Origin of the sequence: Lachnoclostridium sp. An14 (assembly GCF_002160755.1) — a bacterium.
GTDB lineage: Bacteria > Bacillota > Clostridia > Lachnospirales > Lachnospiraceae > Lachnoclostridium_A.
The window spans coordinates 178,721-204,380 of the sequence record NZ_NFLE01000001.1; the positions used below are offsets into that span (position 1 = coordinate 178,721).

Annotated in this window: 27 protein-coding genes; 3 read left to right on the forward strand and 24 right to left on the reverse strand. The window is 58.1% G+C overall.

Annotated features, from left to right (window positions below; genetic code table 11):
- Nucleotides 1–16: 16 nt before the first annotated feature.
- Both B5E84_RS00825 and B5E84_RS00830 read right to left on the reverse strand, forming a co-directional pair.
- A complete protein-coding gene (locus B5E84_RS00825) occupies nt 17–1,453 on the reverse strand; it encodes an RsmB/NOP family class I SAM-dependent RNA methyltransferase (RefSeq protein ID WP_087217795.1) in 1,437 nt (478 codons plus the stop codon).
- A gap of 188 nt (nt 1,454–1,641) precedes the next feature.
- On the reverse strand, nt 1,642–2,448 hold the full coding sequence (locus B5E84_RS00830; RefSeq protein ID WP_087217797.1) for a M23 family metallopeptidase: 807 nt from the start codon (nt 2,446–2,448) through the stop codon (nt 1,642–1,644).
- 51 nt (nt 2,449–2,499) lie between these two features.
- Here B5E84_RS00830 and B5E84_RS00835 point away from each other — a divergent pair, with 51 nt between their 5' ends.
- Complete coding sequence (locus tag B5E84_RS00835; RefSeq protein ID WP_087217799.1) at nt 2,500–3,717, forward strand: hypothetical protein; 1,218 nt, start codon at nt 2,500–2,502, stop codon at nt 3,715–3,717.
- On the opposite strand, the gene B5E84_RS00840 is transcribed toward B5E84_RS00835, so the two are convergent.
- From B5E84_RS00840 to rsmD, 3 genes are read right to left on the reverse strand one after another with little or no spacing between them, the layout of a single operon-like run.
- Complete coding sequence (locus B5E84_RS00840; protein ID WP_087217801.1) at nt 3,662–4,258, reverse strand: vacuolar family H+-ATPase subunit H; 597 nt, start codon at nt 4,256–4,258, stop codon at nt 3,662–3,664. The genes B5E84_RS00835 and B5E84_RS00840 overlap by 56 nt on opposite strands.
- 28 nt (nt 4,259–4,286) lie before the next feature.
- Nucleotides 4,287–4,772, reverse strand: coding sequence for a pantetheine-phosphate adenylyltransferase (gene coaD / locus B5E84_RS00845; protein ID WP_087217803.1), 486 nt, complete (start codon nt 4,770–4,772; stop codon nt 4,287–4,289).
- On the reverse strand, nt 4,769–5,335 hold the full coding sequence (gene rsmD / locus B5E84_RS00850) for a 16S rRNA (guanine(966)-N(2))-methyltransferase RsmD (protein WP_087217805.1): 567 nt from the start codon (nt 5,333–5,335) through the stop codon (nt 4,769–4,771). Before rsmD ends, coaD begins: the two co-directional genes overlap by 4 nt.
- Nucleotides 5,336–5,618: 283 nt before the next feature.
- On the opposite strand from rsmD, the gene B5E84_RS00855 reads away from it, so the two are divergent.
- The gene (locus tag B5E84_RS00855) at nt 5,619–5,828 is read left to right on the forward strand and encodes an alpha/beta-type small acid-soluble spore protein (RefSeq protein WP_087217807.1); all 210 of its coding nucleotides are present in this window, start codon (nt 5,619–5,621) and stop codon (nt 5,826–5,828) included.
- Between the two features lie 100 nt (nt 5,829–5,928).
- Here the strand turns inward: B5E84_RS00855 and B5E84_RS21265 are convergent, their stop codons facing one another.
- The 4 genes from B5E84_RS21265 to B5E84_RS00875 form a co-directional block, all read right to left on the reverse strand.
- On the reverse strand, nt 5,929–6,999 hold the full coding sequence (locus B5E84_RS21265) for a GNAT family N-acetyltransferase (protein WP_087217809.1): 1,071 nt from the start codon (nt 6,997–6,999) through the stop codon (nt 5,929–5,931).
- Nucleotides 7,000–7,092: 93 nt separating this feature from the next.
- Nucleotides 7,093–9,144 carry an ATP-dependent DNA helicase RecG gene (recG, locus tag B5E84_RS00865; RefSeq protein ID WP_087217811.1) on the reverse strand — a complete coding sequence of 684 codons (2,052 nt, stop codon included), beginning with the start codon at nt 9,142–9,144 and terminating at the stop codon, nt 7,093–7,095.
- A 134-nt stretch (nt 9,145–9,278) separates the two neighbouring features.
- Nucleotides 9,279–10,961 (reverse strand): DAK2 domain-containing protein, encoded by a 1,683-nt coding sequence (locus B5E84_RS00870; RefSeq protein ID WP_087217813.1) that lies wholly within the window; start codon nt 10,959–10,961, stop codon nt 9,279–9,281.
- A 15-nt stretch (nt 10,962–10,976) separates the two neighbouring features.
- Nucleotides 10,977–11,333, reverse strand: a complete 357-nt coding sequence (locus tag B5E84_RS00875; RefSeq protein ID WP_087217815.1) for an Asp23/Gls24 family envelope stress response protein — start codon at nt 11,331–11,333, stop codon at nt 10,977–10,979.
- Nucleotides 11,334–11,528: 195 nt separating this feature from the next.
- Here B5E84_RS00875 and rpmB point away from each other — a divergent pair, with 195 nt between their 5' ends.
- Nucleotides 11,529–11,714, forward strand: a complete 186-nt coding sequence (gene rpmB / locus B5E84_RS00880) for a 50S ribosomal protein L28 (RefSeq protein WP_087217817.1) — start codon at nt 11,529–11,531, stop codon at nt 11,712–11,714.
- A 158-nt stretch (nt 11,715–11,872) separates the two neighbouring features.
- Here rpmB and B5E84_RS00885 read toward each other — a convergent pair whose 3' ends face one another.
- The 15 genes from B5E84_RS00885 to B5E84_RS00950 form a co-directional block, all read right to left on the reverse strand.
- The gene (locus tag B5E84_RS00885; protein ID WP_143469151.1) at nt 11,873–12,661 is read right to left on the reverse strand and encodes a hypothetical protein; all 789 of its coding nucleotides are present in this window, start codon (nt 12,659–12,661) and stop codon (nt 11,873–11,875) included.
- A 157-nt stretch (nt 12,662–12,818) separates the two neighbouring features.
- On the reverse strand, nt 12,819–12,956 hold the full coding sequence (locus tag B5E84_RS20775) for a hypothetical protein (protein ID WP_204248518.1): 138 nt from the start codon (nt 12,954–12,956) through the stop codon (nt 12,819–12,821).
- Between the two features lie 54 nt (nt 12,957–13,010).
- A complete protein-coding gene (locus tag B5E84_RS00890; protein ID WP_087217821.1) occupies nt 13,011–13,439 on the reverse strand; it encodes a GerW family sporulation protein in 429 nt (142 codons plus the stop codon).
- Nucleotides 13,440–13,452: 13 nt separating this feature from the next.
- Entirely contained in the window at nt 13,453–14,478 is a 1,026-nt protein-coding gene (locus B5E84_RS00895) for a DUF2953 domain-containing protein (protein ID WP_087217823.1), read from the reverse strand.
- Nucleotides 14,475–14,804, reverse strand: a complete 330-nt coding sequence (locus tag B5E84_RS00900; RefSeq protein ID WP_087217825.1) for a hypothetical protein — start codon at nt 14,802–14,804, stop codon at nt 14,475–14,477. The genes B5E84_RS00895 and B5E84_RS00900 overlap by 4 nt, the downstream gene beginning before the upstream one ends.
- A gap of 295 nt (nt 14,805–15,099) precedes the next feature.
- Nucleotides 15,100–16,347, reverse strand: coding sequence for a competence/damage-inducible protein A (locus B5E84_RS00905; protein WP_087217827.1), 1,248 nt, complete (start codon nt 16,345–16,347; stop codon nt 15,100–15,102).
- A gap of 2 nt (nt 16,348–16,349) precedes the next feature.
- Entirely contained in the window at nt 16,350–16,892 is a 543-nt protein-coding gene (gene pgsA, locus B5E84_RS00910; protein ID WP_087217829.1) for a CDP-diacylglycerol--glycerol-3-phosphate 3-phosphatidyltransferase, read from the reverse strand.
- Complete coding sequence (gene rimO / locus B5E84_RS00915) at nt 16,876–18,216, reverse strand: 30S ribosomal protein S12 methylthiotransferase RimO (RefSeq protein ID WP_087217831.1); 1,341 nt, start codon at nt 18,214–18,216, stop codon at nt 16,876–16,878. Before rimO ends, pgsA begins: the two co-directional genes overlap by 17 nt.
- Before the next feature lie 410 nt (nt 18,217–18,626).
- Nucleotides 18,627–18,875, reverse strand: a complete 249-nt coding sequence (rpoZ, locus tag B5E84_RS00920) for a DNA-directed RNA polymerase subunit omega (protein WP_087217833.1) — start codon at nt 18,873–18,875, stop codon at nt 18,627–18,629.
- A gap of 22 nt (nt 18,876–18,897) precedes the next feature.
- Nucleotides 18,898–19,524: a guanylate kinase gene (gene gmk, locus B5E84_RS00925; protein ID WP_087217835.1), complete on the reverse strand. Its 627-nt coding sequence runs from the start codon at nt 19,522–19,524 to the stop codon at nt 18,898–18,900.
- 46 nt (nt 19,525–19,570) lie between these two features.
- Complete coding sequence (locus tag B5E84_RS00930; RefSeq protein ID WP_087217837.1) at nt 19,571–20,449, reverse strand: YicC/YloC family endoribonuclease; 879 nt, start codon at nt 20,447–20,449, stop codon at nt 19,571–19,573.
- Nucleotides 20,450–20,668: 219 nt separating this feature from the next.
- The gene (locus B5E84_RS00935) at nt 20,669–21,493 is read right to left on the reverse strand and encodes an alpha/beta hydrolase (RefSeq protein WP_162612782.1); all 825 of its coding nucleotides are present in this window, start codon (nt 21,491–21,493) and stop codon (nt 20,669–20,671) included.
- Nucleotides 21,490–22,173 carry a hypothetical protein gene (locus B5E84_RS00940; RefSeq protein WP_087217840.1) on the reverse strand — a complete coding sequence of 228 codons (684 nt, stop codon included), beginning with the start codon at nt 22,171–22,173 and terminating at the stop codon, nt 21,490–21,492. Before B5E84_RS00940 ends, B5E84_RS00935 begins: the two co-directional genes overlap by 4 nt.
- 35 nt (nt 22,174–22,208) lie before the next feature.
- Nucleotides 22,209–24,344 carry a hydantoinase/oxoprolinase family protein gene (locus B5E84_RS00945; RefSeq protein WP_087217842.1) on the reverse strand — a complete coding sequence of 712 codons (2,136 nt, stop codon included), beginning with the start codon at nt 24,342–24,344 and terminating at the stop codon, nt 22,209–22,211.
- 36 nt (nt 24,345–24,380) lie between these two features.
- Entirely contained in the window at nt 24,381–25,652 is a 1,272-nt protein-coding gene (locus tag B5E84_RS00950) for a citrate transporter (protein WP_087217844.1), read from the reverse strand.
- Between the last annotated feature and the right edge of the window lie 8 nt (nt 25,653–25,660).

Genomic DNA, 25,660 nt, shown 5'->3' on the forward strand with positions numbered 1-25,660 from the left:
ACTCCTTCCCGCCGGGCTACTGCCAGCGCCAGCCGGGGTAATATTTGTTCTTCACCGTGCGGCCGTTTCCCTTTCCCCAGCCTAAGGGGAACCCGTCCACGCACACCAGAATCCAGCCCTTCCGGTCCGGCTCCTCCGGCTCCAGGGCGATGGTCTCTCCCTTTAAATACCGGATGACCCGGCCGTCCAAACGGGACATGGAAAGCAGGGAAACGGGGCCGCTTTCGCTTTCCACCGCCTTGGCGCTTAAGGCCATGGCCAGGGGCTGGGACGGCTCAAACCGTCCTTTTTTCACCTCTCCCACCAAAAGGCCTGTCCGCAGAAACCGCAGGCTCAACTCCTCTGGAAATTCCTCCGGGAGCAGGTAAAGGGAGCCGTTTCGCTCCCGCAGGCCCTCTTTCAGGGTCTCTGCCCCCGTTTTTCCGGAGACCGCGTTCCCGGCCAGCAAGGCCAGGGATCGGGACAGCGCCGACAAAAGAGCGTCTAACAGGGCAGCGGAATCCGGCTCCAGGGAAAGGGCTGCCGGTTTCCGGCGCTGAGACTGGCGTCTCCTCTCCTCCCCCGCTTTTTTCCGCAGCCTGGCCACAAAATGGCCCTCGCCCCTAAGCTTATGGGGGAACAGGCGCACGCAGCCGTCCAGCCCAAACCCGCTTACCGCCCCGGGAAACAGGGGGATGGGGTCTAACTCCAGCTCCGGGCACTGCGCCAATAGATCCAAAACGGCCTCCTCGTCCTCGTACCGGGAAAAGGTACAGGTGGAGTAGACCATCACGCCTCCGGGACGGAGCATTTCCGCCGCCGCCCGCAGGATCTGGCGCTGGATGGGACCGTAGTAGGCCGGTCCGCGGCTCTCCCAGTCCTTCACCATGCGCTCGTCCCGCCGGAACATCCCCTCGCCGGAACAGGGGGCATCCACCAGGATTTTGTCAAAAAATCCGGGAAGAAGTTCTGCCAGCCGCTCCGGCGCCTCGCTGGAAACGCAGATGCCGGGGACTCCGGACAGTTCCAGGTTTTTTAACAGGGCCTTCGCCCGGGAGCTGCTGATGTCGTTGGAAAACAGCAGGCCCTGCCCTTTCAGCCTGGCCCCAAGCTCCGTGCTCTTTCCTCCGGGAGCGGCGCACACGTCCAGCACCCGGTCTCCCGGCTCCACCGGAAGAAGGGCCGCCGGGGCCATGGCGCTGGGTTCCTGGATGTAGTACAGCCCGGCATAGTAATAGGGATCTCTGGCCGGCTGCAGGCCCTCCTCATAGTAGCGGCCGTTTTCCGCCCAGAGCACCGGCTCCGTGGGAAAGGGGGCCAGTTTCTCCCACTCCTCCCCGGTGAGCTTGCCGGAATTGAGCCGCAGACCGGCGCTCTTTGGCTGGCGGAAACTATCCAGATAGGCCTCAAACTCCTCTCCCAGCAGCTCCCTCATATCCTCTAAAAACTGCGGGGGCAGTCCTTCTTTTGTCATGTCGTTCTCCTCATTGTAAATTTATCCATTCGCATCTATTCTGCCATCTCGACTGCGTCTCGATGGGGTCTCTCGTCAATCACAGATTTGTGCAAGCACAATCTGTGCTTTCCTCGTTATTTTACCATATTTTTTTCCGTATGGATACCCGGTATTTGCGGGGCGGGCGGCGGTGCTGGGGAGCGGCCTCAGCGGAAATTGGCCCGCAGCCGCCGTTTTTCCAGGTATTTTAACGCCCAGTAGGGATTTACGCTCAGCTCCTCGTAGTTGTCTGTCTCCAGATAGATCCCCACGTGGAGGTGGACAGGGAAATTTCCCACGGTGCCTTCCTCCTTGCCGTAGCCGCTGTCCCCCATAAAGCCCAGGAGCTCTCCCGCCCGCACCGGATCCCCCTCCTTCCACTCCCGTTCATAGCGGTATAAATGGGCGTAGTAGAGATAGGCCCCGGAGGGGGAACGGACGCCGATGCGCCAGCCGCCCTGTTCCAGCCAGCCCACCTTCTCCACCACCCCTTCGCTCATACTCACTACGGGATAAAAGCCTCTGGGCTTTTCCTCTCCCATGATGTCACAGCCCTCGTGGCGCCGGTCGCCGCCGTAGGTGCGCCCGTCTCCCCAGCTGTCGGAGTAGGTCACATCCGGAACCTCCGCCGCCTCGTTTAAGGGAATGGGGAAATAGACCAGATCCCCCAGGATGGTCTCGTAGGCCTGTTTCAGCTTTTCGTAGGCCTCCGGCTTGGCCGCCCGGATGGGGGCGCTATCCGCCTGAAGGGAGTCCACGCCGGTGAGATCGTAGCCGTGTTCCACCATCAGGGCGGTGAGCTGGTCGAAGTCCAGTTTCTCCAGCCGGCACACCGACTCTCCCAGGCGCAGGGCCCGGAAGGCCTCCGTCTCCCAGACTGCCCCGTCCAGCTGATAGTAGGTGGGATTGTTGTACAGATAATCGACCATGGTGGCCTGGAATAAGGCCAGCAGGATCAGGAAAATGAGAATCATAGACCGGCTGCCTCCTCATATAATTTACAAATACACTGTATTCCGGCTGCCATGAAAAAATCCGCATTTTCCATTATCGCTCTCCTGTTTCTGCTGTGGAAACCGGCCCTTTCCCTGGAGGGAGCCAAAAACGGGCTGAATCTGTGGGCCGGGGTCCTGCTCCCCACCCTGCTCCCCTTTATGCTCTGTTCCACCGCGGTGACGGCCTCCGGCGGCATTCCCATTCTCACCGCCCCCTTCCGGCCTTTGTTAAACCGCTTTGCCGGGCTGTCCCAGGAGGGGGCCTACACCCTGCTCTCCGGCCTCCTCTGCGGCTATCCCATGGGGGCGAAGACCTGCGGGGATTTCCGGGCCAGAGAGATGCTTTCGGACCGGGAGGCAAAGGTTCTGCTGGCGGTGAGCAACCATCCAAGCCCCATGTTTCTCTTAGGCTACGTGATGGCGGGGCTGGAGACGGTCTGTCCGGCGCCCCTGTTTCTGGCCGCCGTTTACCTGCCCATTCTGCCTGTGTGGTGGCTGGCCGGCCGGGTGTACCGGTTTCCGGGGCGGAGGCAAAACCGCCGGGCGTCCGGGGGCCGTTTTGGGAATGCCGGAAACGGAGCTGACACCGGAGAACCCGTTCCGTACAGCCAGAGGGGAAACACCGGGGACTGCCTTCGCCGCGGCTCCTTAGGAAACTCTCTGTCTGCCTTCTCCTTTGACCGGGATTTTATGAACTGTCTGGAGGCCATGGTGCGGATCGGAGGCTATGTGATGGCCTTTTCCATCCTGGCAGCCTACATCCGGCACCTCTCCCCCTTTCCCGCCGCCGCGAACGCCTGCCTCCTTGGAATCACGGAGATCACCACCGGCATTCTCGCCCTGAAACAGACCTTAAAAGGGCCTCTTTTAGCCGCCGCCCTGGCCTTTGCCGCATCCTTCGGCGGTCTGTCCGGCCTTTTTCAGACGAAAAGCGTCCTCACGTTAGGTGACGAAAAAAAGGGCGCGAGGCCGCGCACACCCGCGCCGGAGCGAGGCAGGGTAAACGGCCATCCCCCTCTGCCCGGAGCGCGGCCGCGGAAACAGCCATATTCCCCTGCGCGGAGTGCCCCTCCCACCGGAGACCTTTCCGCCATAGAAAACACCGTTTCCTATGACACAAAAAATGCCGGACTGTCCATCCGGCATTATGTACTCTGGAAATTGCTCCACGCAAGCCTTTCCTTCCTGTTTCTTACTGTTCTTCTTCGTCTGTTTCCGGCTCCTGCTGAGGCTGTCCTTCCATGGTAACCAGGCTCCCTGCCAGCTCCTCCCGGTTGGAAACCACCACGTCATAGGTGGACTGCATGGTCTGCATAAAGGCCTGGAACCGGCCCTGGGCCTCGTCCATGGTCTGGCCTACCACCATCTGAAGGTTGTTAAGCATCCCGTCGGTGTAATGGATCGCGTCCTTGCGCACCTCGTCCGCCTCCGCCACGGCCCGGTCGATGATCTCCTGAGCCTGGGCCTGGGCCTGGGCCACCACCTCGTTTGCCTGGGCGTAGGCCCGCTGCATGATCTCATGCTCGTTTACCAGCTCGTCCGTCTGGGCCGTAGCCTGGGCTAACATCTCCTGAGCCTGGGCCTGGGCGTCGGAAATAATGGCATCCTGGTTGCTGATGATCTTCTGGTACAGCTTTACCTCGTCAGGAATCCGAAGTCTCAGCTCCCCCAGCAGATCCTGGATCTCGTCCTTGTTCACGATGATCTCCGTGTTGGAAAACGCCTTAAATTTGCACTCCTCAATATATTCGTCAATTTCATTGATCAACTGCTCGATCCTGCTGCTCATGTTCTTCTCTCCTACCCTTTCTTAATCTTTAATCGAATCCTTTTACCTTCTCCCGCACCAGCTCTGCCACCTCCGGAGGGAGGAAGGCGGAAATGTCGCCCTGATACATGGCGATCTCCTTCACCATACTGGAGCTGAGATAGGAATATTTCAGACTTGTGGTCAAAAACAGCGTGTCAATCTCCGGGGCCATCACCCGGTTGGTCTGGGAAAGCTGCAGCTCGTACTCAAAATCCGTAATAGCCCGCAGTCCCCGCACGATGGCCTTCGCCCCGTTCTCCCTGGCAAAGTCGATGGTCAGGCCGTCAAAGGCCTTCACCTCCACGTTTGGCAGGTGGGCGGTCACGCTTTTTAACATATTAACACGTTCTTCCACAGAAAACAACGGAGTTTTTTTTCGGTTGACCAAAACTCCCACGATCACATGATCCATAATCTGAGCCGTTCTCTCAATAATGTCCAAGTGGCCCAACGTAACCGGGTCAAAGCTGCCCGGATAAACGGCGCTTGTCATCTGGCGCTCTCTCCTTTTGTATAAAATATGTGCTGATTCGTCTTGTAGGGTTTCACCCGTTCCACGGTGTAGCCCAGCCCTTCCGCGGCAGCCGGGTCCGTCTCTAAGGACGCCTCCACGATGATCATGGTGTCCGGCCCGATTAAGGAGGAACGGCTTAAATAGGAAAGAGCCTGCAGCTCCAGCTCCCTGCCGTAGGGCGGGTCCATAAATACGATGTCAAAGGGCTTTTGTTTCCCCTCCATCCGGGAAAGGGCCGTCAGAACGTCGCAGGCCATCACCGTAGCCTGGTCTGCCAGGCGGGTGGTCCTTAAATTTTCCCGGATGCACTCCGCTGCCTTCTGGCTGTTCTCCACAAACACCGCTTCCTTCGCCCCGCGGCTCAAGGCCTCGATGCCGATGCCGCCGCTGCCGGCGAACAGATCCAGGAAACGGCAGCCGGGAACGTCGTTCTGAAGAATGTTAAACAGGGTCTCCTTGATCCTGTCCGTGGTGGGCCTGGTGTCCAGGCCGTCTATGGTTTTCAGAAGAAGCCTTCTGGCTTTTCCGGCGATTACTCTCATAAAAAACTTCCTTTCGCTATGTCACAGGAACCTTGATTCCCCGTGAGACAGCCGGTTCCGGCAAAACTCCCGTTTCGCCCTCACGTTTTGTCTGTCCAGCCTATTATAGTATGAAAGTCCTTGATGCACAAGGCTATTTTTAAGGAAGTGACAGCTTTTTCCATATTACACAGAAGCTGCTAGTGTATTATCATCCGCCGCGCACATACTAGGATCGTAACACAAAACAAGCCGCGCACCACTGACGGCCGCGCGGCAAATACAAACAAGGAGGCGTGTTATTATGGCAAACAACAGTTCTTCCAACAAGACAAACGTACCTGAGGCGAAGGAAGCAATGAACCGCATGAAGATGGAAGTTGCAAACGAGCTGGGAGTTCCGTTATCCAACGGCTACAACGGCAATCTGACCTCCGCTCAGAACGGCTCCGTGGGCGGCTATATGGTTAAGAAGATGATCGAGGCCCAGGAGAGACAGATGGCCGGAAAATAATATCCGACCTCCAGAGGCTTAAAGCCTGAGTGAAACGGGAAGGATCCCCTGGCTGACGCATTCGCCAGCCAGAGGATCCTTCTTTCTGTCTGTTTCCTTCCTACTTTGCCCCGCACTTCTGGAAGGCGATCCGCTCAGAGCCGTCCTCCATGTACACGATCCCGCAGGGGGTGAATCCATTTTTTTTCAGCATATTCTGCATGGGCTTATTGTCCGCGTGGGTGTCGATGCGCACGTTTCCACACTGTTCAAAGCACCAGTTTAAGCAGTAGCTGGCCACCCCGCGGCCCCTGCCACGGCTGGCGACCCGGTGGACGACGCCGTAGGGCCTGTCGTTTAACCAGTTTCCGCCGGTGATCACTTTGTAGGTGGGTTCCTCCTCTATCCGGAAATAGAAGGTGGCCGCGATCTCCCCGTTTTCCAGGCACACGTAGCTGCCGCCCTTTTCCATGTCCCGCCTCACGTCCGCCTCGCCGGGATAGGCGCCCTGCCACTGGCTGCGGTTTCCCGTCTCCGCCATAAACTGCCTGGCCTCCCCGTAGATGGCAAGCACCGTCTCTAAATCCTCCGGCTCCGTGGGGCGGATCTCCAGATACCTCTCCTTCTCACAGGCTTCCTCCATGGTCTTTATGGGACGGCAGGGGTTTCCCACCGCCACCGTGCCGGAGGGGATGTCCTTTACCACCACGCTGCCGGCTCCGATCACCACGTTGTCCCCGATGGTGACTCCCGGCAGCACCGTCACGTTTCCGCCGATCCACACGTCACTGCCCACGGTGATGGGATGGCCGAATTCCAGGCTGTCGTTGCGCAGATCCCGGTTTACGGGATGTCCAGCGGTGTAGAATCCGCAGTTCGGGGCGATAAACACGTTGTTCCCGAAGGTGATGGGAGCCACGTCCAGCATGACACAGTTGTGATTTACATAGAAATTGTCCCCCACGGAAATGTTGTAGCCGTAATCACACCAGAACATGGGCTGAATGCAGAGGTTTTTCCCGGCGCTGCCCAAAAGCTCCCGAAGCACCCGGTCTCTCTCCTCCCCATCTGCAAAGGAGAGTTGGTTGTAGCGGCGGCACAGCTCCTTTGCCCGTACCTGCTCGTCCACAAGCTCTCCGCCTTCCTCCACGCGGTACAGCATTCCCGCAAGCATTTTTTCCTTTTCCGTCATCGTTTTGTTCTCCTATTTGTTGATCTTGGGATTTCAGGCTCAAACCTTCTCCCGCGGCCAGAACCGCGCGGAGCCTCCGGCCCCTTTCCCCGGTCATAAATTCAATTTATCGTAGCTGCGTTCCAGATAGCGGTCCAGACGGCGTTTCAGCTCCCCGTGTCCCGGCTCTCTCAGCTCCGGATCGGCCTCCAGCAGCCGGTCCACCTCCTCTGACACCGTCTTTAGCACATTGGCGTCAGTGAAAATATCTGCCAGCTTAAACTCCATGTCCCCGCTCTGGCGGACGCCGAAAATGTCTCCCGGCCCCCGCAGTTTCAAATCCTCGGAGGCGATGGCAAAGCCGTCGTTGGAACGATTTAAAATGTCCAGCCGTTCCCCGGCCCCTTCTTCTCCGCAGTTGACCATAATGCAGTAGGACTGGTGCTTTCCCCGGCCCACCCGGCCCCGCAGCTGGTGAAGCTGGGCCAGGCCGAACCGCTCCGCGTTCTCGATCATCATCACCGTGGCGTTGGGCACGTTCACTCCCACCTCCACCACGGTGGTGGAGACCAGCACCTGGATCTCGTTGGCGGCAAAGGCCTCCATGACCGCGTTCTTTTCCTTTCCCTTCATCTTCCCGTGGAGAAATTCCACCCGGATGGAGGACGGCAGCTCCTTTCTCAGCTTTTCCGCGTAGTCCAGCACATTCTCCGCCTCCAGCATCTCGCTCTCCTCCACCATGGGGCAGATCACATAAGCCTGCCGGCCTGCCGCCACCTCTTTTTCGATAAAGCGGTAGGCCTTCGGCCGCCAGGAGGGATCCACCACGCAGTTTTTGATGGGCAGGCGGCCCACCGGCATCTGGTCGATGATGGAAATGTCCAGATCGCCGTAGAGGATGATGGCTAACGTCCTGGGAATGGGGGTGGCGCTCATCACCAGCACATGGGGACGGTCCCCTTTTTCCCCCAGAGCCTCTCTCTGGCCCACTCCAAACCGGTGCTGCTCGTCGGTGATCACTAAGGCCAGGCGGTCGTAGATCACCTTCTCCTGGATGATGGCGTGGGTGCCCACGATGATGTCCGCTTCATGGGAGGCGATCCGCTCATAGGCCAGCCGTTTTTCCTTCGCCGTCATGGATCCGGTGATGAGCACCGGGACCTTGTCCACGCCGTGGGCCGCGAACAGCTCCGTCATGGACTCATAGTGCTGCCTGGCCAGAACCTCCGTGGGGGCCATGAGGGCGCCCTGGCAGCCATTATAGGCCGCCTGGAGAAGGGCCAGAACGGCGACGATGGTCTTGCCGGAGCCCACGTCTCCCTGAATCAGGCGGTTCATGGGCATCCCGCTGGCCATATCGTCAAACACCTCGTTTAACACCTTCTCCTGAGCCTCTGTGAGGGCGTAGGGAAGGGAGCGCTGAAACTGCTCCACCTCCGGCCTTCTGGCAAGGACAAACCGGCTCCTCCGGTCCTGGCGCTTTTCCTTTAAATGGCGCACAGACAGGATAAACAGGAAAAATTCGTCAAACACCAGCCGCTTTCTGGCAAACAAAAGCTCCTGCCTGCTGGTGGGAAAATGAATGTGTTCCAGGGCAAAGTTGTACTCCGCCAGCTCGTGGCGGGTGCGGATGTCCTCCGGCAGGTACTCCCGCTCCATCCCCCGCCCGGAGAGGGCCTGAGACACCGCCTTGGTGATGGTTTTATTCCCCAGGCCCTTCGTCTGCCCGTAAATGGGCTGCATGGAACCGGCCACCCCCTCGTAAGACGCCAGGGAGAAGATTTCCGGCTGCTCCATGGTCAGACGGCCGTTTTTCTTCACCACCCGCCCGCGGAACACAAAGCGGCTTCCCGCCCGTAACGTCGTCCGCAGGAAGGGCATATTATACCATGTGAGCTGCAGGGAGCCGGTCCCGTCGGAAAGCTCCGCCACCGTGACCGCCACCCGGGAAAACCGCCGCACATCCCCGTCCTTTTTCAGAAGTCCTTCCACGGCGGCGATGGCGTCCGGCCGCAGCTCCCCGATGGAAACCGGCGGCTCATAGGCGTCGTAGCCTCTGGGATAGTATTCCAACAGCTCTCCCACCGTATGGACCCCCAACTTTTCAAACAGCCGGCCGGTCTTTTCTCCGACGCCCTTCAGCGAAGTGATTGGCTGCTCACTCATCGTTTTTCCATCCCTCCTGAATCGGTTTTATGTCCGTCAGAAAGGCTTCTGCCCCCAGGCAGAAGCCTTTGCTTTTCTTTTCCGCCGAACCCCTCATCTCCCATGAGCCAAAAGTTTCCGGCAGATTTCCATTTTTATTCCACAGACATGAGGTAGTAGTAAATCGGCTGTCCGCCCCGGTGCAGCTCCACCTCGCAGCCGGCGCAGGCGTCCTGGGCTTTTTCCAGCAGTTTTTCTGCCTCCTCCTCCGTCACGTCACTTCCATAATAAATGCTCACCAGCTCCGATTCCTCGTCCAGCATGGCCTTTAAGGCGTCGAGAGCGGTGCTCTCCACCGATTTCCCCACGGCCAGCATCCCGGAATCGCCGATGCCCATAATATCCCCTTCGCTGATCTCCATGCCGTCGATGGTGGTATTTCTCACCGCATAGGTGACCTGGGCGGTCTTCACCCGGCCCATCTCACGGATCATATTCTCCTGGTTTTCCTCCGCGCTTAAGTCAGGAGCAAAATTGATCACCGCCGTGATGCCCTGGGGCACCGTCTTGGAGGGAATGACCACCAGCTCTTTATCCTCCACCAGGCTCTTAGCCTGCTCCGCGGCCAGGATGATATTTTTATTGTTGGGGAGGACGAAAATGCAGTCGGCGTTCACATGATCCACGGCGTTCAGCACATCCTCCGTGCTGGGATTCATGGTCTGTCCGCCCTCGATCAGGTAGTCTACGCCGATGCCGCAAAAGATCTCTCCAAGCCCGTCTCCCATGGATACGGCGATGAACCCGTAAGGCTTTCTCGGCTCCTCTTTCTGGGCTTTGGCAGCCTCTGCCGCCTTCTGCTCCGCCGCCACCTTCTCCGCGTTCTGGATCAGGCGCTCGTGGTGCTCCTCACGCATATTGTCCACCTTCATGCGGGACAGGGAGCCGTAGGTCAGGCCCTTCTCAAAGGCCAGACCGGGATGATCGGTGTGGACGTGAACCTTGATCAGCTCGTCGTCGGCCACCACCACGATGGAATCCCCGATGGACTCCAGATAAGCCTTAAACTCCGCCTCTCCCGCCTCGTCCAGGGGATGTTCCAGATTTACGATAAACTCAGTGCAGTAGCCAAAACGGATCTCCTCCGCGGGCACCTCCACCTCGCTCCGAATGCCGGCACCGGTCATGGGCCTGGCCTCCTCAGCGGCGATCTCCACCTCTTTGCCAAGCAGGCCGTCCCTGGCCCCCTTCATCACCTGCATCAGGCCCTGGCCGCCGGAATCCACCACGCCCGCCTCTTTTAACACAGGCAGCATCTCCGGCGTCTGGCTGAGCACGTAGTCGCCGTGCTCGATGACCTTGTCCACAAACTCCAGGATGTCCTCCGTCTCCGATACCAGCTCCACCGCCTTGTCCGCCATCCCCTTGGCCACCGTGAGAATGGTGCCCTCCTTGGGTTTCATCACCGCCTTGTAGGCGGTCTCTGTCCCGCGGACAAAGGCGTTCGCCAGGGTGGTGGTGGTGATGGCATCCGTGCCTTTGATCTCCTTGGTAAAGCCGCGGAACAGCTGGGATAAGATGACACCGGAATTTCCCCTCGCTCCCCGCAGAGAGCCGGAAGAAATCGCCTTCGACAGATTCTCGATGGTGGGCTCCTCAATGGCCGCCACCTCTTTGGCCGCCGCCATGATGGTCAGCGTCATATTCGTCCCCGTGTCCCCGTCCGGAACGGGGAACACGTTCAGCTCATTGATCCACTCCTTTTTGGCCTCCAGGCCTTTCGCGGCCGCCAGGAATGCCTTCTGCATCATCCTGGCGTCGATTACATTCATACCCACGGGTAATTGCCCTCCTTAATCTATCACTCTGACACCTTCCACGAAAATGTTGATGCTGTCCACTTCCATACCGGTGAATTCTTCTACCTTGTACTTTACACTCTCCATGAGATTATCGGAAACAGCGGAAATGTTCACCCCGTAGGCGACGATCACATGAAAGTTGATACGGATGTGATTTTCCACGATCTCCACGTCCACGCCGCGGGTCAAGCTGTCCTTCTTTAACAGGCGCACGAGGCCGTCCTTCATGTTCACAGCGGCCATGCCCACGATGCCGAAACACTCCACAGCGGCGGTGCCTGCGCACTGGGCGATCACGTCCGAGCCGATCTGGATCTCGCCCAGCTTATTGTTCAAACGTCCCTTCATACATTTGCCTCCATTCTATTTCCATGCGGGTTTCCCCGTCATTCTCCCTTCGGTTGTTCCTATTATACATGATATTGAAAAAAAAAGAAACAAAATTTTATTTACTGCTTGCAAAATGTGAGTTTATCTGCTATTATACAATATGTTGTGGATTCTAAGTAAGGAGTCCAAGTAGCTTTTAAGGAGGTGCAAATCATGGCGAAATGTGCAATTTGTGAAAAAGCTGCTCACTTCGGAAACAACGTGAGCCATTCTCATAGACGGACCAACAAAATGTGGAAAGCTAACGTAAAGTCTGTTAAAGTGAAAGTCAATGGCGGCGCTCAGAAGATGAACGTGTGTACTTCTTGCTTACGTTCCGGTTTAGTTGAAAGAGCTTAATAAAAGTTGAACATGAACATGAAACAGCCCGGTGGACGGGCTGTTTTTGTGTTTCCGGAACTTTTTCCGGCCCCGCTCTTTCCTGTTTCCGGGCGTCCGTCTGGTACGCCCGGCAGGTTTCCAGCGCCGTCCGCCTGACTCCTCTCTCCGCTCCCTGTCTAGTTTTCCAGAAACAGGGGAAATAATTCCACCTGTTCCTCCTTTTCCTTGTAAATCCCGTAGCGCAGACTTTCCAGCAGTTTCCCGTCTGAAACCAGAAACCCGTAGGCGCCGCCGCCGATCCCGTTTACCGGGTAGACGTTGGAACAGCGGCACAGGCCGGGGATGGACTCCATCTGGCCGTCGATGCGGGCCTGCACCGGCATGGAGTGGGAATAGCTCCAGGAGAGCAGGTCGTTTCTGGAGGACTCGTAGCCTCTCTGCTCCCACAGGATGTCCGCCCCGTAACGGTAGCAGTAGGTCACCGGATTCTCATTCCCCGGGGCGAAGTAGGCGGGGGTGATGTACGCTGCCTCCCGGCCGGCGTCAATCACCGCGTAGTCATCTCCCTGGGTGGCATCCGCCCCCAGCCGTTTTAAATCCAGGGCGCGAAACACCTTCCAGCCCTCTCCCGCCCTCCGGCAGACCAGAAGGCCAAAATAGCCGTGAAACACGATGGTGGACTGGTCGCCGTAGTCAAATTCCGGCGGATTTTCCCCCATGGGGGCCTGAGACTGAAAAAGAGCCCTTAAGTCCGCAGAGGGAGCCGGAAATGCCCCGTCCGGGACGCCCTCCCGCAGTTTCCCGCCCGGGGCGGATGCGCCTTCGGAGCAATCTTTTTCCGCGTCCTTTCCGCCGGGGCTTGTCCCTCCGGCCTCCTCTCCCCCGACGCCGCCTCCCGCGCCGGCCTCTGTCTTCTCACGGTTTCCATTTATACTGCCGCACCCCAAAAATGCGAATAATCCCAAACAAAATGCCAACATACAGATCGGTTCTATTCAAATCATCTCCCTTCCGTATAATGTCCCTATTATATAACCGTCCAAAGGGAAATTCATCTTACATTTGTTTACGATTTCCGAAACATCTTAATTAATTTTAAACAAATCCTTACGGCGGGCCTTGTCAGCAGCAAAACAGGTTGTAGCCCACAATGAGGCAGGCGGTGATAAACACCAGGGTGGTGAAGGTCTCCGGCACAATCAGCATCACCGTCATTCCCACTCCGAAACAGAACACCATCAGACCCACGATCCGTTTCATAAAAAAATCCCTTCCGCTTCGATATATGATATATCTTATGCGAAAGGGAATTTCTTATACCTGGGCCGGATCGCTCTCCGTGGTTTCCTCCGCGGCTGCCGCCACGTCCTCAGCGGCCCGCACCGCCTCCTGGGAAATGGGCGGCTCCGGTTTTCCGGCTACGAATTTGTTTACGAAATCCGGCACCATATCCAGCACCTTTGTGACGGCGTCCTGCTGCTTGACGTTCACCAGCTTTGTCACTCCGTTTTGGATGACCAGCACGGCGCTGGGGCTCATCTTCGCGCTCATGCCGCCTCCGCCGTTCTGCTTGGCATTTTCCGCGAAGGTGCCGGCGGCCATGCCGCAGGTCACATCCACCAGAGGAAGGATAATGGCGTCGTCGATTTTCACCGCGTCTCCCACCACCGTCTTGGTCGTCACAAACCGGTCCATACCTTTAAACAACGCTTCCACCGTCGCCGCAAAATGATTGTCTGCCATAAATCTCCTCCTTTTATCGGTCCATCAGCCGTTTCAACAGCTTCCGGAAATTTCTGTCCATCAAAAGCCGCAGAGCGGCGGATACGAGGACTGCCGCGCGGACGCGGCCCCTCAGTGAAAATTCTCCCTCCAGCACGGCGCGGTCAAACACCGGGGTAAGCTGAAGGCTGTTTTTATACAGGGGACAGAGCAGGGCCGCCGCGGACAGCGCCTGTCCCGTGCGGTAGGGATCGTCAAACCCGAAGGTGATCTGCCCCCGAAACCGGCGGGGCCGGATGTGGCGAAACACCCGGGCCAGCTGCCCTTTCGCCAGGCGGAAGGTCTTCCGGTTCTCCTCGTCCTTTAAAAAGGCCAACACCTGATCCTTTCGCTCCGCCAGCTCCCGGATCCGGCCGCGGATCGCCTTAAAACGCTTTTGAATCCGGCGAATCCGCTTTTTGAAACCCTTCAGAAGCCGCGCCGGCCACGAAAGAACCGCCTTCATCCGCCGGGCCAAAGAGCTGATCCCCCGGCCCGGGCGGCCGGAAACGCCGGAAGGACCGGATGGTTTTTGTTTCGGCTCCTTCTTCTCTGTCTCGCCGGATGTTCCGTTCCCGGCCTGGTCCGGCTCCTGAGGAGCGTCCGGCGGCGGTTCCACCTTTGGGTTTCCGGAAGGAACCGTTTCCGTCCCGTCATCCGGCTGCGGAGGAGGCGTTTCCTTTCCCTCCCCGTCCAGGGATGCCGTATGTATGAACGGCTCCGTCAGCTCCTCCAGATCCTCCTCCAGCTCCCTGCCCCGTTTGCCGCCCCCGCCAAGGGGGATCCCAAGCACCCGAAGGCGGGAGGAAAGCTCTCCGCCCCGGAGGGAAACATTCACGGAAATCAGAGGAAACAGCCAGGTGATCCGTCCGTCCGCCTGCGCGTTTCCCCGAAACTCTCCCTCTGCCCGGTACCTCACCGGCGCGAACAGGACAGCCAGGACGGCGGCGAGAACCAGTCCCAAAAGCACCAGCAGGATTATTCCGATGATCTTTAGGATTAACAGTATTATATGAATCATTCCAACCTCTCGCCGTCTTTCTGCCTTAAAAATTCCTCCAGGGAAAACCCTCCCGTGGTCCGGTACATCTCGTCCACGATCCGCGCCGCCACCGAGAGGGCCTCCCAGTAATCGGCAGCGATCCCCAGAATCAGGGGATTTCTCTCCTGGCAGTGGGGGCGGGCAAACTCCGCGGCAGAATAAATGTCAAGGATATTATTCCCATTTGAGGCCGGCGTAATCACATGGATTTGCCGGTCCGCCGCCTTCCTGCGGATTTTCTGAATGATCCGGTAACGGCTCGCGACCGCCTTCTCCCCCACGTACAGATGCTCGTACCAACGCATGGCCCAGCTCCTTTATTTTTTTTGCGGGACGCTGAGCCGAACAGGCTTTTTTTATGTCATAGGAAACTGCGTTCCCTATGACACAAAAGCCTCCGGCGGGAGGCACACTTCGCGCAGAGGAATATGGCTGCTGACGCAGCCGCGCTCCGGCGCGAGTGTGCGCTGTTGCGCCCACTTTTTTTGCCTGCCCGGCAGCTGCCGCGAAGTTCCAGTTTCGCAGCGCCTTCCCGTCATTTTTAATTCCCCGTCCGTTCTGCCGGGGTGTATCTGTCTTTTTCCGCCCCGGACGTGGCCGTCACTTGCGGTAATTGTCCAGAATGGCCCGGCGCAGAAGATCCAGGGCCTTCACCACGGACTGCTCCCGGATCTTGTTCCGGTTGCCCTTAAACTGGTACTGTTCCACCCAGACTTTTTCCTTCATATAGCAGGCGATGTAAACCAGGCCCACCGGTTTGTCTCCGTCTGACTCCGGCCCGGCGATGCCGGTGATGGCCACGCAGACGTCCGCGTCGGTGGCGAATACGCCGCCCATGGCCATTTCCCTGGCCGTCTGCTCGCTGACTGCCCCGTATTTCTTCAGGGTACTCTTGTTTACGTCCAGCAGCTTGCGCTTGGCCTTGTTGGAATAGGTCACAAAGCCTTCCCGGAACACCTCCGACACGCCGGGCACGTTCACCAGGCGTCCGGCTAAGAGGCCGCCGGTGCAGGACTCGGCGGTGGTCACCGTCAGCTCGTATTTCTTCAACAGCTCCACCACAGCCATCTCCAGGGTCTCGTCCTCCTTGATGCTGTAGACGCAGTCTCCCAGGCGGGAGCGGATCTCCTTCACCACCGGCTTGATCAGCTTTTTTGCCTCCTCCTCGCTGGTGACCTTGGCCGTCACCCGCACGTGGACCTCGCCGATCTTGGCGTAGGTGGCAATGGTGGGGTTGGTCTGCTTGTCGATGAGATCCAGGAGCTTTTCCTCCACGGCGCTCTCCCCGATGCCGCAGATCTTCACCATGCGGGAGAAGATCATCTCCGGACGCAGGGTCTGCAGATAGGGCATGACCTGTTTCGCGAACATGGGCATCAGCTCGTCGGGAGGCCCAGGAAGAAGGATGGCGGATTTGCCGAACTTCTCTAAGATCAGGCCGGGGGCGGTGCCGTTGTCATTGTCCAGCACCCTGGCCCCGGCGGGCACGATGGCCTGTTTCCAGTTATTGTCCGGGATTTCTTTATAGATGCTGTTGGCGAAATACTCCACCAGCCGCTCTCTGGTGTGGGCGTCCTCCACCAGGGGGAATCCCATCACCTCCGCGCAGACCTCCTTGGTCAGGTCGTCCTCCGTGGGCCCGAGGCCGCCGGTGAGAATGACGATGTCTGAGCGCTTTAAGGCGGTGCGGAAGGTGTCCGCCAGCCGGTCCTTATTATCTCCCACAACGCTCTGATAGTAGACGGAAAGGCCTAAGAGGGCGCATTTTTCCGCCAGATACTGGGCGTTGGTATTTACAATGTTTCCAAGCAGGATCTCCGTTCCTACGGATATAAGCTCTACTACCACGGTTACATTCCTCCTTCCGTGAGAATTTTCCGGTTCTTCCAGATGTAATCCACCAGGGAAATCACCGTGAGTGCCAGAGCCACCCACACGCAGATAGCCGCCAAAAGGGAAAGGGACTCAAAATCAAAGATCAAAAGGATCACGGCGATCATCTGAAAGGTGGTCTTAAATTTCCCCCAATAGCTGGCCGCGATCACCACCCCGTTGTCGGAGGCGATGAGGCGGAACCCGCTGATGATAAACTCCCGGGCAATGATCACAATGACCATCCAGGCAGGGAGCTGTCCCAGCTCGATCAGGCAGATCAGGGCGGAACAGACTAAAAGCTTGTCCGCCAGGGGATCCATAAATTTTCCAAAGTTGGTCACCAGACCGTATTTCCTGGCAATCTTTCCGTCCAGCATATCTGTCAGGCTGGCCACGATAAAGATCGCGGCGGAAATGTAGCGCAGGGTGGGATTTGTCCCTCCCTCCCACAGCAGGCAGACCACAAAAAACGGGATCATCACCACCCGCAGCAGCGTCAGTTTATTCGGCAGATTCATCGTACACCTCCCCGATCAGGTCATATTCCAGGGCTCCTGTTACCTTGACCCGGACAAAGTCGCCGGACATTAACTCCAGCCCTGTGTTTACAAAGATCAGTCCGTCCACGTTAGGGGCGTCCATATAGGTACGGCCCACGTAGGCGTTTTCGTCGGCCACCTTTCCCTCAATCATAACCTCCAGCACACGGCCCACCATGGACTCGCAGGCCTCAAAGGCAATGTCCTGCTGCAGCTCCATGATCTCGTCCCGGCGCTCCTCCTTCAGCTCCTGAGGCACCTGGTCGGGGAAGGACGCCGCCGGGGTGTCCTCCTCCGCCGAGTAGGCGAATACGCCCAGACGGGAAAACTCCATCTCGTCCACAAACTCCAAAAGCTCCTCGTGATCCTCCTGGGTCTCTCCGGGGAAACCGGAAATCAGGGTGGTCCGCAGGGCGATGTCCGGAATCTCCCGGCGCAGCTTGGCGATCATTTCCTTTAACTGGGCCTTGTTGGTGCGGCGGTTCATCCGTTTTAAAATGCGGTCGCTGGCGTGCTGGATGGGAATGTCCAGGTAGTGGCAGATTTTTTCCTCCTCCCGGATGGTCTCAATGAGCTCGTCGGTGATCTCCTCCGGATAACAGTACTGAATGCGGATCCACTGGATGCCGGAAACGCGGCACAGCCGCCGCAGCAGCTGGGGCAGGCTCTTTTTCCCGTAGAGGTCCAGGCCGTAGAGGGTGGTCTCCTGGGCCACCAGGATCAGCTCCTTTACCCCCTTCTCTGCCAGGCTCTCCGCCTCCGCCACCAGCCGCTCCATGGGAACGCTGCGGTAAGGCCCTCTCAAATAGGGGATGATGCAGTAGGTGCAGCGCTTGTCGCAGCCCTCGGCGATCTTTAAAAAGGCGTAATGGCCGCCGGTGGTCACCATCCGCTCTGCCTCCACCTGCGGCAGGGCAGATAAGTCATGGAAACACTGGATGTGCTCCTGGCCCGCCAGCACCTCCCGCAGCACCTTCGCGATCTCGTCATAGCTGGTGGTGCCGATGACCGCGTCCACCTCCGGGATCTCCGTGGTGATCTCCTCCTTATAGCGCTGGGCCATGCAGCCGGTGACGATCAGGGCCTTGCAGGGGCCTGCCTTGCGGTACTCCGCCATCTCCAGAATGGTGTTTACGCTCTCCTCCTTGGCGTCCCCGATGAAACAGCAGGTATTTACCACGATCACATCGGCCTCTGTCTCGTCATCGGTAAAGGTGAAACCGTCTTTTGACAGAAGGCCCAGCATCATCTCGCTGTCCACCAGATTTTTGTCGCAGCCTAAGGATATGCAAAGTAATTTCATAGTCAGTTTAACTCCTCACGGTTGTAAATGTATGGGATTTCCCGCCGGCGAAACGCAGTTCTTTTCCCGGGGGGTTTATGTGTCATTTGGCTTTATGTGTCATTTATAAAAAGTGTGCGCTTGGCGCACACTCGCGCCGGAGCGCGGCTGCGTCAGCAGCCAGTTTCCTTTGCGCGGAGTGCGCTCCCCGCCGGAGGCGTTTCTGTCATAGGGAACAGCGTTTCCTATGACAGAAAAAGGTGTGCGCTTGGCCCACACTCGCGCCGGAGCGCGGCTGCGTATGCAGCCAGTTTCCTTTGCACGGAGTGCGCCTCCCGCCGGAGGCGTTTCTATCATGGGAACAGCGTTTCCTATGACATGATAAAAAGGTGTGCGCAAAAAACGCACACCTGCGGCCGCAGACGCGGCGGTTATTCTTCCTCCGTATGTTCTTCCTCCGGGAGAATCTTTACGTTGGATTTGTACAGCTCCTCAATGGCTACGGAGAGGGGCTTTCTGCCCACGGAAGGCACGGTGGCCTCGTCGCCCGCGATGAGCTGTCTGGCCCTCTTGGCGCTGGCGATGACGATGGAATAGCGGCTCTGTACCACCGGCTGCTCGCCCGGCTCCACGTCGCTGTTTACTGCCTCAATCAAATCCGAATAAGATGGATGTAACATAGTTTCTTCTTCCTTTCTCTGTCTATTCTGAAATTTCCTTTAACTCTTTTTTCATCTTCGCCGCAAATTCCCCGTGCAGGCTCATCCGGCGGTGCTGGGACTGGATCAGGCGATGGAGCTCCTCCATGCACGGCTCCACCTGGTCATTGATCAGAAGGTAGTCGTAGCGGTCCATCTGCTCCGCCTCCTGACAGGCTCTCTGCAGCCGGGCCTCCACCACATCCATGGTCTCCGTGCCGCGGCCGATGAGACGGCGTTTCAACTCCTCCGCGGACGGCGGCGTCACAAAGATCAGCAGCGTCTCCGGGAATTTCTCCTTCACCTTCAGGGCGCCCTGGATCTCGATCTCCAGGATCACATCCTTTCCGGCCTCCAGCTGTTCCATCACGTACTCCTTGGGAGTGCCGTAGCTGTGCTCCACATAGCGGGCGTACTCGATGAACTGGTCGTTTTCTACCATATTGTCAAATTCTGTTTCTGACACAAAGAAGTACTGTTTTCCATGCTCCTCGTTGTCTCTCGGCTGTCTGGTGGTAGCGGAAATGGATAAGGCGTAATTGTCATATTTTGCCATCAGGGCCTCCATCAGGGTTCCCTTTCCGGCTCCGGAAAATCCGGATACCACTGCCAGTATTCCTCTCTCTCTCATTGGGATTCAATCTCCTTCTATTCTGTATCAATCCTGTCCGTAGGGATCACTCGATGTTTTGAATCTGCTCCCGGACTTTTTCAATCTCCGTCTTTAAGGCGATGGCCTTGTCGGAAACCTCCAGGTCATTGGACTTGGATAAGGTGGTGTTGGCCTCCCGGTTCATCTCCTGGGCGATGAAATCCAGCTCCCGGCCCACGGTGCCGCCCTCCAGCAGCTTTTTCCTGGTGGCCACGATGTGGCTGCGCAGGCGCACCATTTCCTCGTCCACGCAGACCTTGTCGGCGTAGATGGCCACCTCCGCGGCGATGCGGCTCTCGTCGATGGTGGAGGACGCCAGCAGCTCTTTGACCTTGTCCTCCAGTTTCTGACGGTATTCCACCAGAAGTCTGGGGGCCCGCGCCTCGATAAAATCCACCAGGCCCAGCATATCGTCCAGCTTTGCCACCAGATCCCCTTTCAGACGCTCTCCCTCGGCGACCCGGGTGTCCACAAACCGTTTCGCGGCCTCCTCCACCGTGTCGGAGAGCACTTTCCACAGCTGCTCCTCGTCCTCCGGGGCCTCCTCCATGGTGAGCACCTCCGGGTAACGGGAAAGAGCCGACACCTTCACGTCGTTTTCAATGCCGAACTGCTCCGCCATCTGCCGGAACACATCCATGTATTCGGCTGCCAGGGAGGCATTGTATTTCAGGCAGAGGTTTCCCTCCGTGTAATCCTCATAATTGATGTAGACATCCACCTTTCCCCGCTGAATGTAGGTTTTCAGCAGAGTTCGGATCCCGGCCTCGAAGTAACTGAATTTCTTTGGCATCTTGATGCTCATATCCAGGTAACGGTGGTTGACCGCCTTGATTTCCACAGAAATTTTGTACTCGTCGGTGACCACTTCATAACGGCCGAAACCGGTCATGCTCTTTAACATTGGTGCTGCCTCACTTTCACATAGATAGCTATATTATACGGCAAAGGCGGGGGCGCGTCAACCGGGTTTTGTGAATGGGGAAAATGAAACTGTGACGGGCCGGTCAGGCCTCCCACCTGACAAAACGGGAGCCGCGCGCCCGTTTTTCCCGTGCGCCAGCTCCCGCAGGCTACATTACCATGGTTTATGAAATTCTCCCGTTTGCCTTTTCAGTGCCTCCTATTTCTTCCCGGTCCCGCAGAAAAACGCCGCCGCCTTCTCCACCCAGCCGGCACAGCCGTAGGCGTCTCCCGGTTCCAGGCCGGCGTTGGCGGTGAAGTCTCCGGTGGAGAGGCCGTGGCGGCCGTGGGGGTAGATGTGGAGCTCCAGCTCCTTTCCCTGGGCGGCTACGGCCATGGCAAAGAGCAGGGAGTTTTGGACGGGAACGGAGGCGTCCTCCGCCGTGTGCCAGAGAAAGACCGGCGGCATCCCCGCTCCCACCTGATGTTCCAGGGAAACCAGGCGGCGGCAGGTCTCGTCCTCCGCTTTGTCTCCCAACAGGCAGCGGATGGACTCCTGATGGGCGTAAGGCCCGGCAGTGATCACCGGGTAGCAGAGGGCCACCTTGTCCGGCCGCACCAGAACGCCAGGATCCCCCAGCATTTCCTGAATGAAGTCCCGATCCCAGAGGCACCCGGCGCTGGCCGCCAGGTGGCCGCCGGCGGAAAACCCGCAGACGGAAATGTTTTCCCCGTCGATCCCGTATTCGTCGCTGTGCTCCCGCAGCCATTCCACCGCCGTGAGCACCTCGCACAAGGACTGAGGAAAGGTCTCCGGGGCCACGCTGTACTCCAAAATCCAAGGGCTGATGCCGTAGCCTAACAGTTTTAAGGCCACCGGCTCCTTCTCCCGGCTGCTTCGCCTCCAGTAGGCACCGCCGGCTAAAAGAATGACCGCCGGATGTTTCCGGTTCGGGTCGATCTCCTCCCAGTTTCCCGGCAGGAATCCGCCAAAGTCCACCTGGCGATGTTTTACTCTGAGTTGTATTTCTACGTCGTATTTCATGCAAGCACCTCTCCATATCGTTTCAGCATTTCCTGAAACTCTGCCTCCGTCCATTTTCCTTCCCGGATCAGATAGGCATAGTCGTAATAGTTTGGAAGAATGGGAAGTCCCACGTACTCTTTGGCAAAGGCGTGGGCGGCAATCTCACTGCAGCGCAGGATGCCGGCCTTCCGTTTCCGCCTGAAAAGGCCGGGCAGTTCCACCGGGTCCAGATAGTCAGACACGTAGCCGCAGCCGTAAAGCTCCGTTCTGGGCGGCGAAATCTCCCCGGAGCTGGCAAATTCCAGGTAGTGGAAATACTCGTGGGCCAAATGGGTCTCCAGGGCGATGTCCCGGCTTATGACCAGCTCCGGATGGACTCCGGAAGCCTCTGCCAGCAGGGCGATGGAACCGCGGTAGAGAACGATCTCCCCGCTCCCGTCCCTTCCGTACTCACTCTGTGCCCGGAAGGAGACGCCGCACCGTTTCCCGCTCTCCTCCAGATAGGTGATCCGGATCCCGGCCTCCCGGCAGAGATCCTCCATGGGGCGGCTGCCACAGCTTTTCTTTACCCGCGCCGCCGCCTCCCGTCCCAGCCTTAAGGATTCCTTCACGTAGTAACTCTGTTTCCCCTGGGGGATCCTGCCGTAAAGCAGGTCCTCCCCCAGCTCGCACATTGCCAGGAGCTCGTCTCCGATCATCCCGTTCCTCCTCTTTCTATATTATACAGGTGCCATTATTTATACGCAACCGCGATCAGTTCCTCGTTCCCGTCTAAGCCCTCGATTTCCAGATCCATCATGGAGGTGAGCTGTTCAGCGCTCTGCATTCCCGTGAGATCCAGCATCTTTTCCCGGTAGAACAGAAACACTTTCGGGATGGTGGCGTTGGCGTCGGAAAATGTGGTGTTCGCGTCCAGGAACTCCAGGAACACGGAGGTACGCTGATCCTTGGAAAACTTCAGATACTCCGCCTTTTCCTTCTTTAAACGGACCACGCCCTCCCGGTCAATGACACAGAGGCTGCGGCTTTTTTGGGAGAACAGGCCCAGCACCTTTTTCTTCGTCACGGCCTCGTACACGTACCAGCGGCCGCAGGCGGCGGGACAGCTCACATCCCTGGCTGCCGCCCCCAGGGCGTCGGCGGAGATCTGGGCCAGCTGTTCCGGCTTTAAGTCCACCGCCGTCAGGTCCTTCTGCCTTAGCTCCGTGGCTCCGGTGGCTACCGCTCTCAAAATGTTCTTCTGGGCATCCACCTCGATGGTCACGTCCACCGTGGCCTCGTTGGCCCCCGATCTTACGATTTTCTCGATCACGTCCCGGCGGATCTTTTTGATGTCCTCCTCTGTGGGATTGGCAATGGTGCGCTCCAGCTGTTCTCTCACCATGGCCAAAGCTACGCCGATGGTGGAAATATAGGGGGCGTTTTTCGCCATCTTCCACCTCATGTCCATGCGCTCCGCCAGGGCGGGAACGATCACGGCTCCGGAGCCGCCGCCGCCCACCAGGGTGATAAATTTCCGATCCAGCTCATAGTCGGCGATCAGCTCGTCTACCACCTGTTCCAGCTTATCCAGGGCCAGGTCCATCACCCGTCTTGCCGCGTCCTCTCCCGTGCAGCCTAAGTAAGCTCCCAGGCTGTCCCAGGCCGCTTTGGCGCACTGGTGCGTCCCACGGGCATAGTCTCCCTCCGGCACGTAGCCCAAGAGGTTTGCCGCCCCTGCCAGCGTCAGGGAATACTCCCTTCCATCCGGGGTCTTTACCAGCACGTATTCTTTCGGATCGTCCTCCCTGGGGCTTACGAAGGTCACCTGGCCACCGTCCATGGCGCCTTCCTCCTGGAAACACTCGTACTCTTTTCCGGCGATGTGGGCGGAACGGGGGCCAATGTCGGCGATGGCCCCGTCCTTCACCCGCACCATGGAACCGCCGGCCACTCCCAGCGTCCGCACGTCCAGGGACTGAAGATAGGTCTTGTGGCCGCCTACCTGGGCGTATTTGATCATGACCTTTCCATTTTTGATCACGGAAATATCCACGCTGGTGCCGCCTACTTCAAAGAAGATGCCGTCGGAGATCTTTTCATACATCAGGGCTCCGGCCACACCGGCTGCCAGGCCGGACAGCATGGTGAGAATGGGGCGCTTGCGCACCTCGTTGATGCTCATGACGCCGCCGTCACAGCGCATGATCATCAGGCCGGACTGGATGTGGGTGTCGATAACCGCCTGCTCCGTCATGTTGGCGGTCTCCATCATTTTCGGGATCAGGGAGGCGTTTACCACCGCCGTCCTGGTTCTCATTTTCAGGCCGTAGAGCTGGGAAATCTCATGGCCGCCGGTACAGTAAAGTCCCTGGCTCTCCGCCTCCTCCTGGACCATCAGCTCCCTGGACGGGTCGTCCACGCTGTAGGCCTCAGAGGCCACGATCACCTGGGCACCGGCGCCCAAAAGCTCCTTGATCGCCCCCTGGATGGTGTCTGCCGCCACCTGCTTGGAATCCAGGAAACAGTGGGAGGTCTTTAAATATTTTCCGGGAGCCAGTTCGATGTCGCCCACGTTCGTCTCGTTTTTCGCGCTTCTGGCGTCCAGACCGGTACCCATGCCCACCACGCCTACGCTGGCCACATCTCCCTCCAGCAGGGCATTGGTGGCCTGGGTGGTTCCGTGGGCGATGAACACCACGTCCTCCGGCTGGATCCCCTGTTCCTCCATCAGGCAGCTGATGATGGAAACCACGCCCACCGCCACGCCTTCCTTGTGGGTGGTGGGAATCTTCTTTTTGGCGATGACCTCGTAGGTGTCATTGTCAATCACGACGGCGTCGGTAAACGTGCCGCCCACGTCTATTCCAATTCTTACTTTCTTGCCCATAGCTGCTGTACTCTCCTTATTTCTATCGCACCGGAATTATAAGAGCATCGCTCCGGCCACTACCAGGCCGGCGATGGTGGAAACCACGATCCAGACGATGGTCTTTTTCAGGTAATCGTTGACGTCCGTCTTTGTAAAATCCGCCGCCCATACGTTGTGGGAGTTGGTGGGGTCGCAGACGGCCTGCACGTTGGAATCCAGGCGCAGGGCCACCATGGCCGCGATGGGATTCATGCCGCCGGCAGCTAAGAGCGCCACAATGCCGGAGCCCAGGCCCCACACGTTTAACGGGCCTCTGTAGATGGCTAAGGGGGACAGCACGCCGAATACCAGCACAAACATCACCACGCTGGAGGGAATCATGGCCTTGATCACCGGCTCCAGCACTGCCGCCACCTGGGGCGCCATCACGGCGTTGAGCACCATGCCGATGCCGATCATTAGAGCACAGGCGCCTGCCGTCTCCTGGATGCCTTCCACAAACGCGCTGGACACCACATGAACGGCATTTTTCGGGGTAGCAAGGATCAGGGTCACCACAATGCCGATGAGGATGGCCGGCACTAAGGGCATCTTCCACACAAATACCAACACCACGGGAACGATGGGGGAAATGAGGGCGATGGAACGCACATTTTTCTCAGAACCCACATTGGACGCGGGCATCGCCCAGGCTTTTCTCTTTTTTCCTCCCGTTTTTACCATGAACCAGATCATCAGGACAGACACGATGATTAAGGGAGCCGCGCACAGAAAGGAATACTGGGTCACCGTCTCCAGAGGAAGTCCCAGGGTGTCGATGTAAACGCCCAGGGTGCCCACGGAAAATGTCACGCCGATGCCGTTTCCAAGGAGCAGGACTGTGCCGGCCACCAGGGGGCTTACGCCGGCGCTGATCATGATCGGGATCACGATGGTTCCCACCAGGATGAACATTCCCAAGCCATTGGAGGCGGCAAAGATCACAGAGGATACCACTAAAAACGCGTAGGCGATGGGAAGGGGCTTATCTCCCGCCAGCTCCGCCGCCTTGCGGATGATCGTGTGGGTCACGCCCACGCGGCTGAGCACTTTGCCGAAAAATCCGCCGAAGAACAGTCCGGCGATGGCGGTGCTCATTCTCATGGCTCCCGCCTCCAGCACATTTGCCGTGATGCTGAACTCCCCGCCCATAAAGGGGATGCCGGCGATGAGGGCAATGCCCACCGCCATGATGGGAAGGGCCAGGATCGTAGGCACCTTTCTCGTCATCATCAGAACTACCATCAGTACAAATAAACCTAAAATTCCGATAATCTGTAGGGTCATTTCTTATT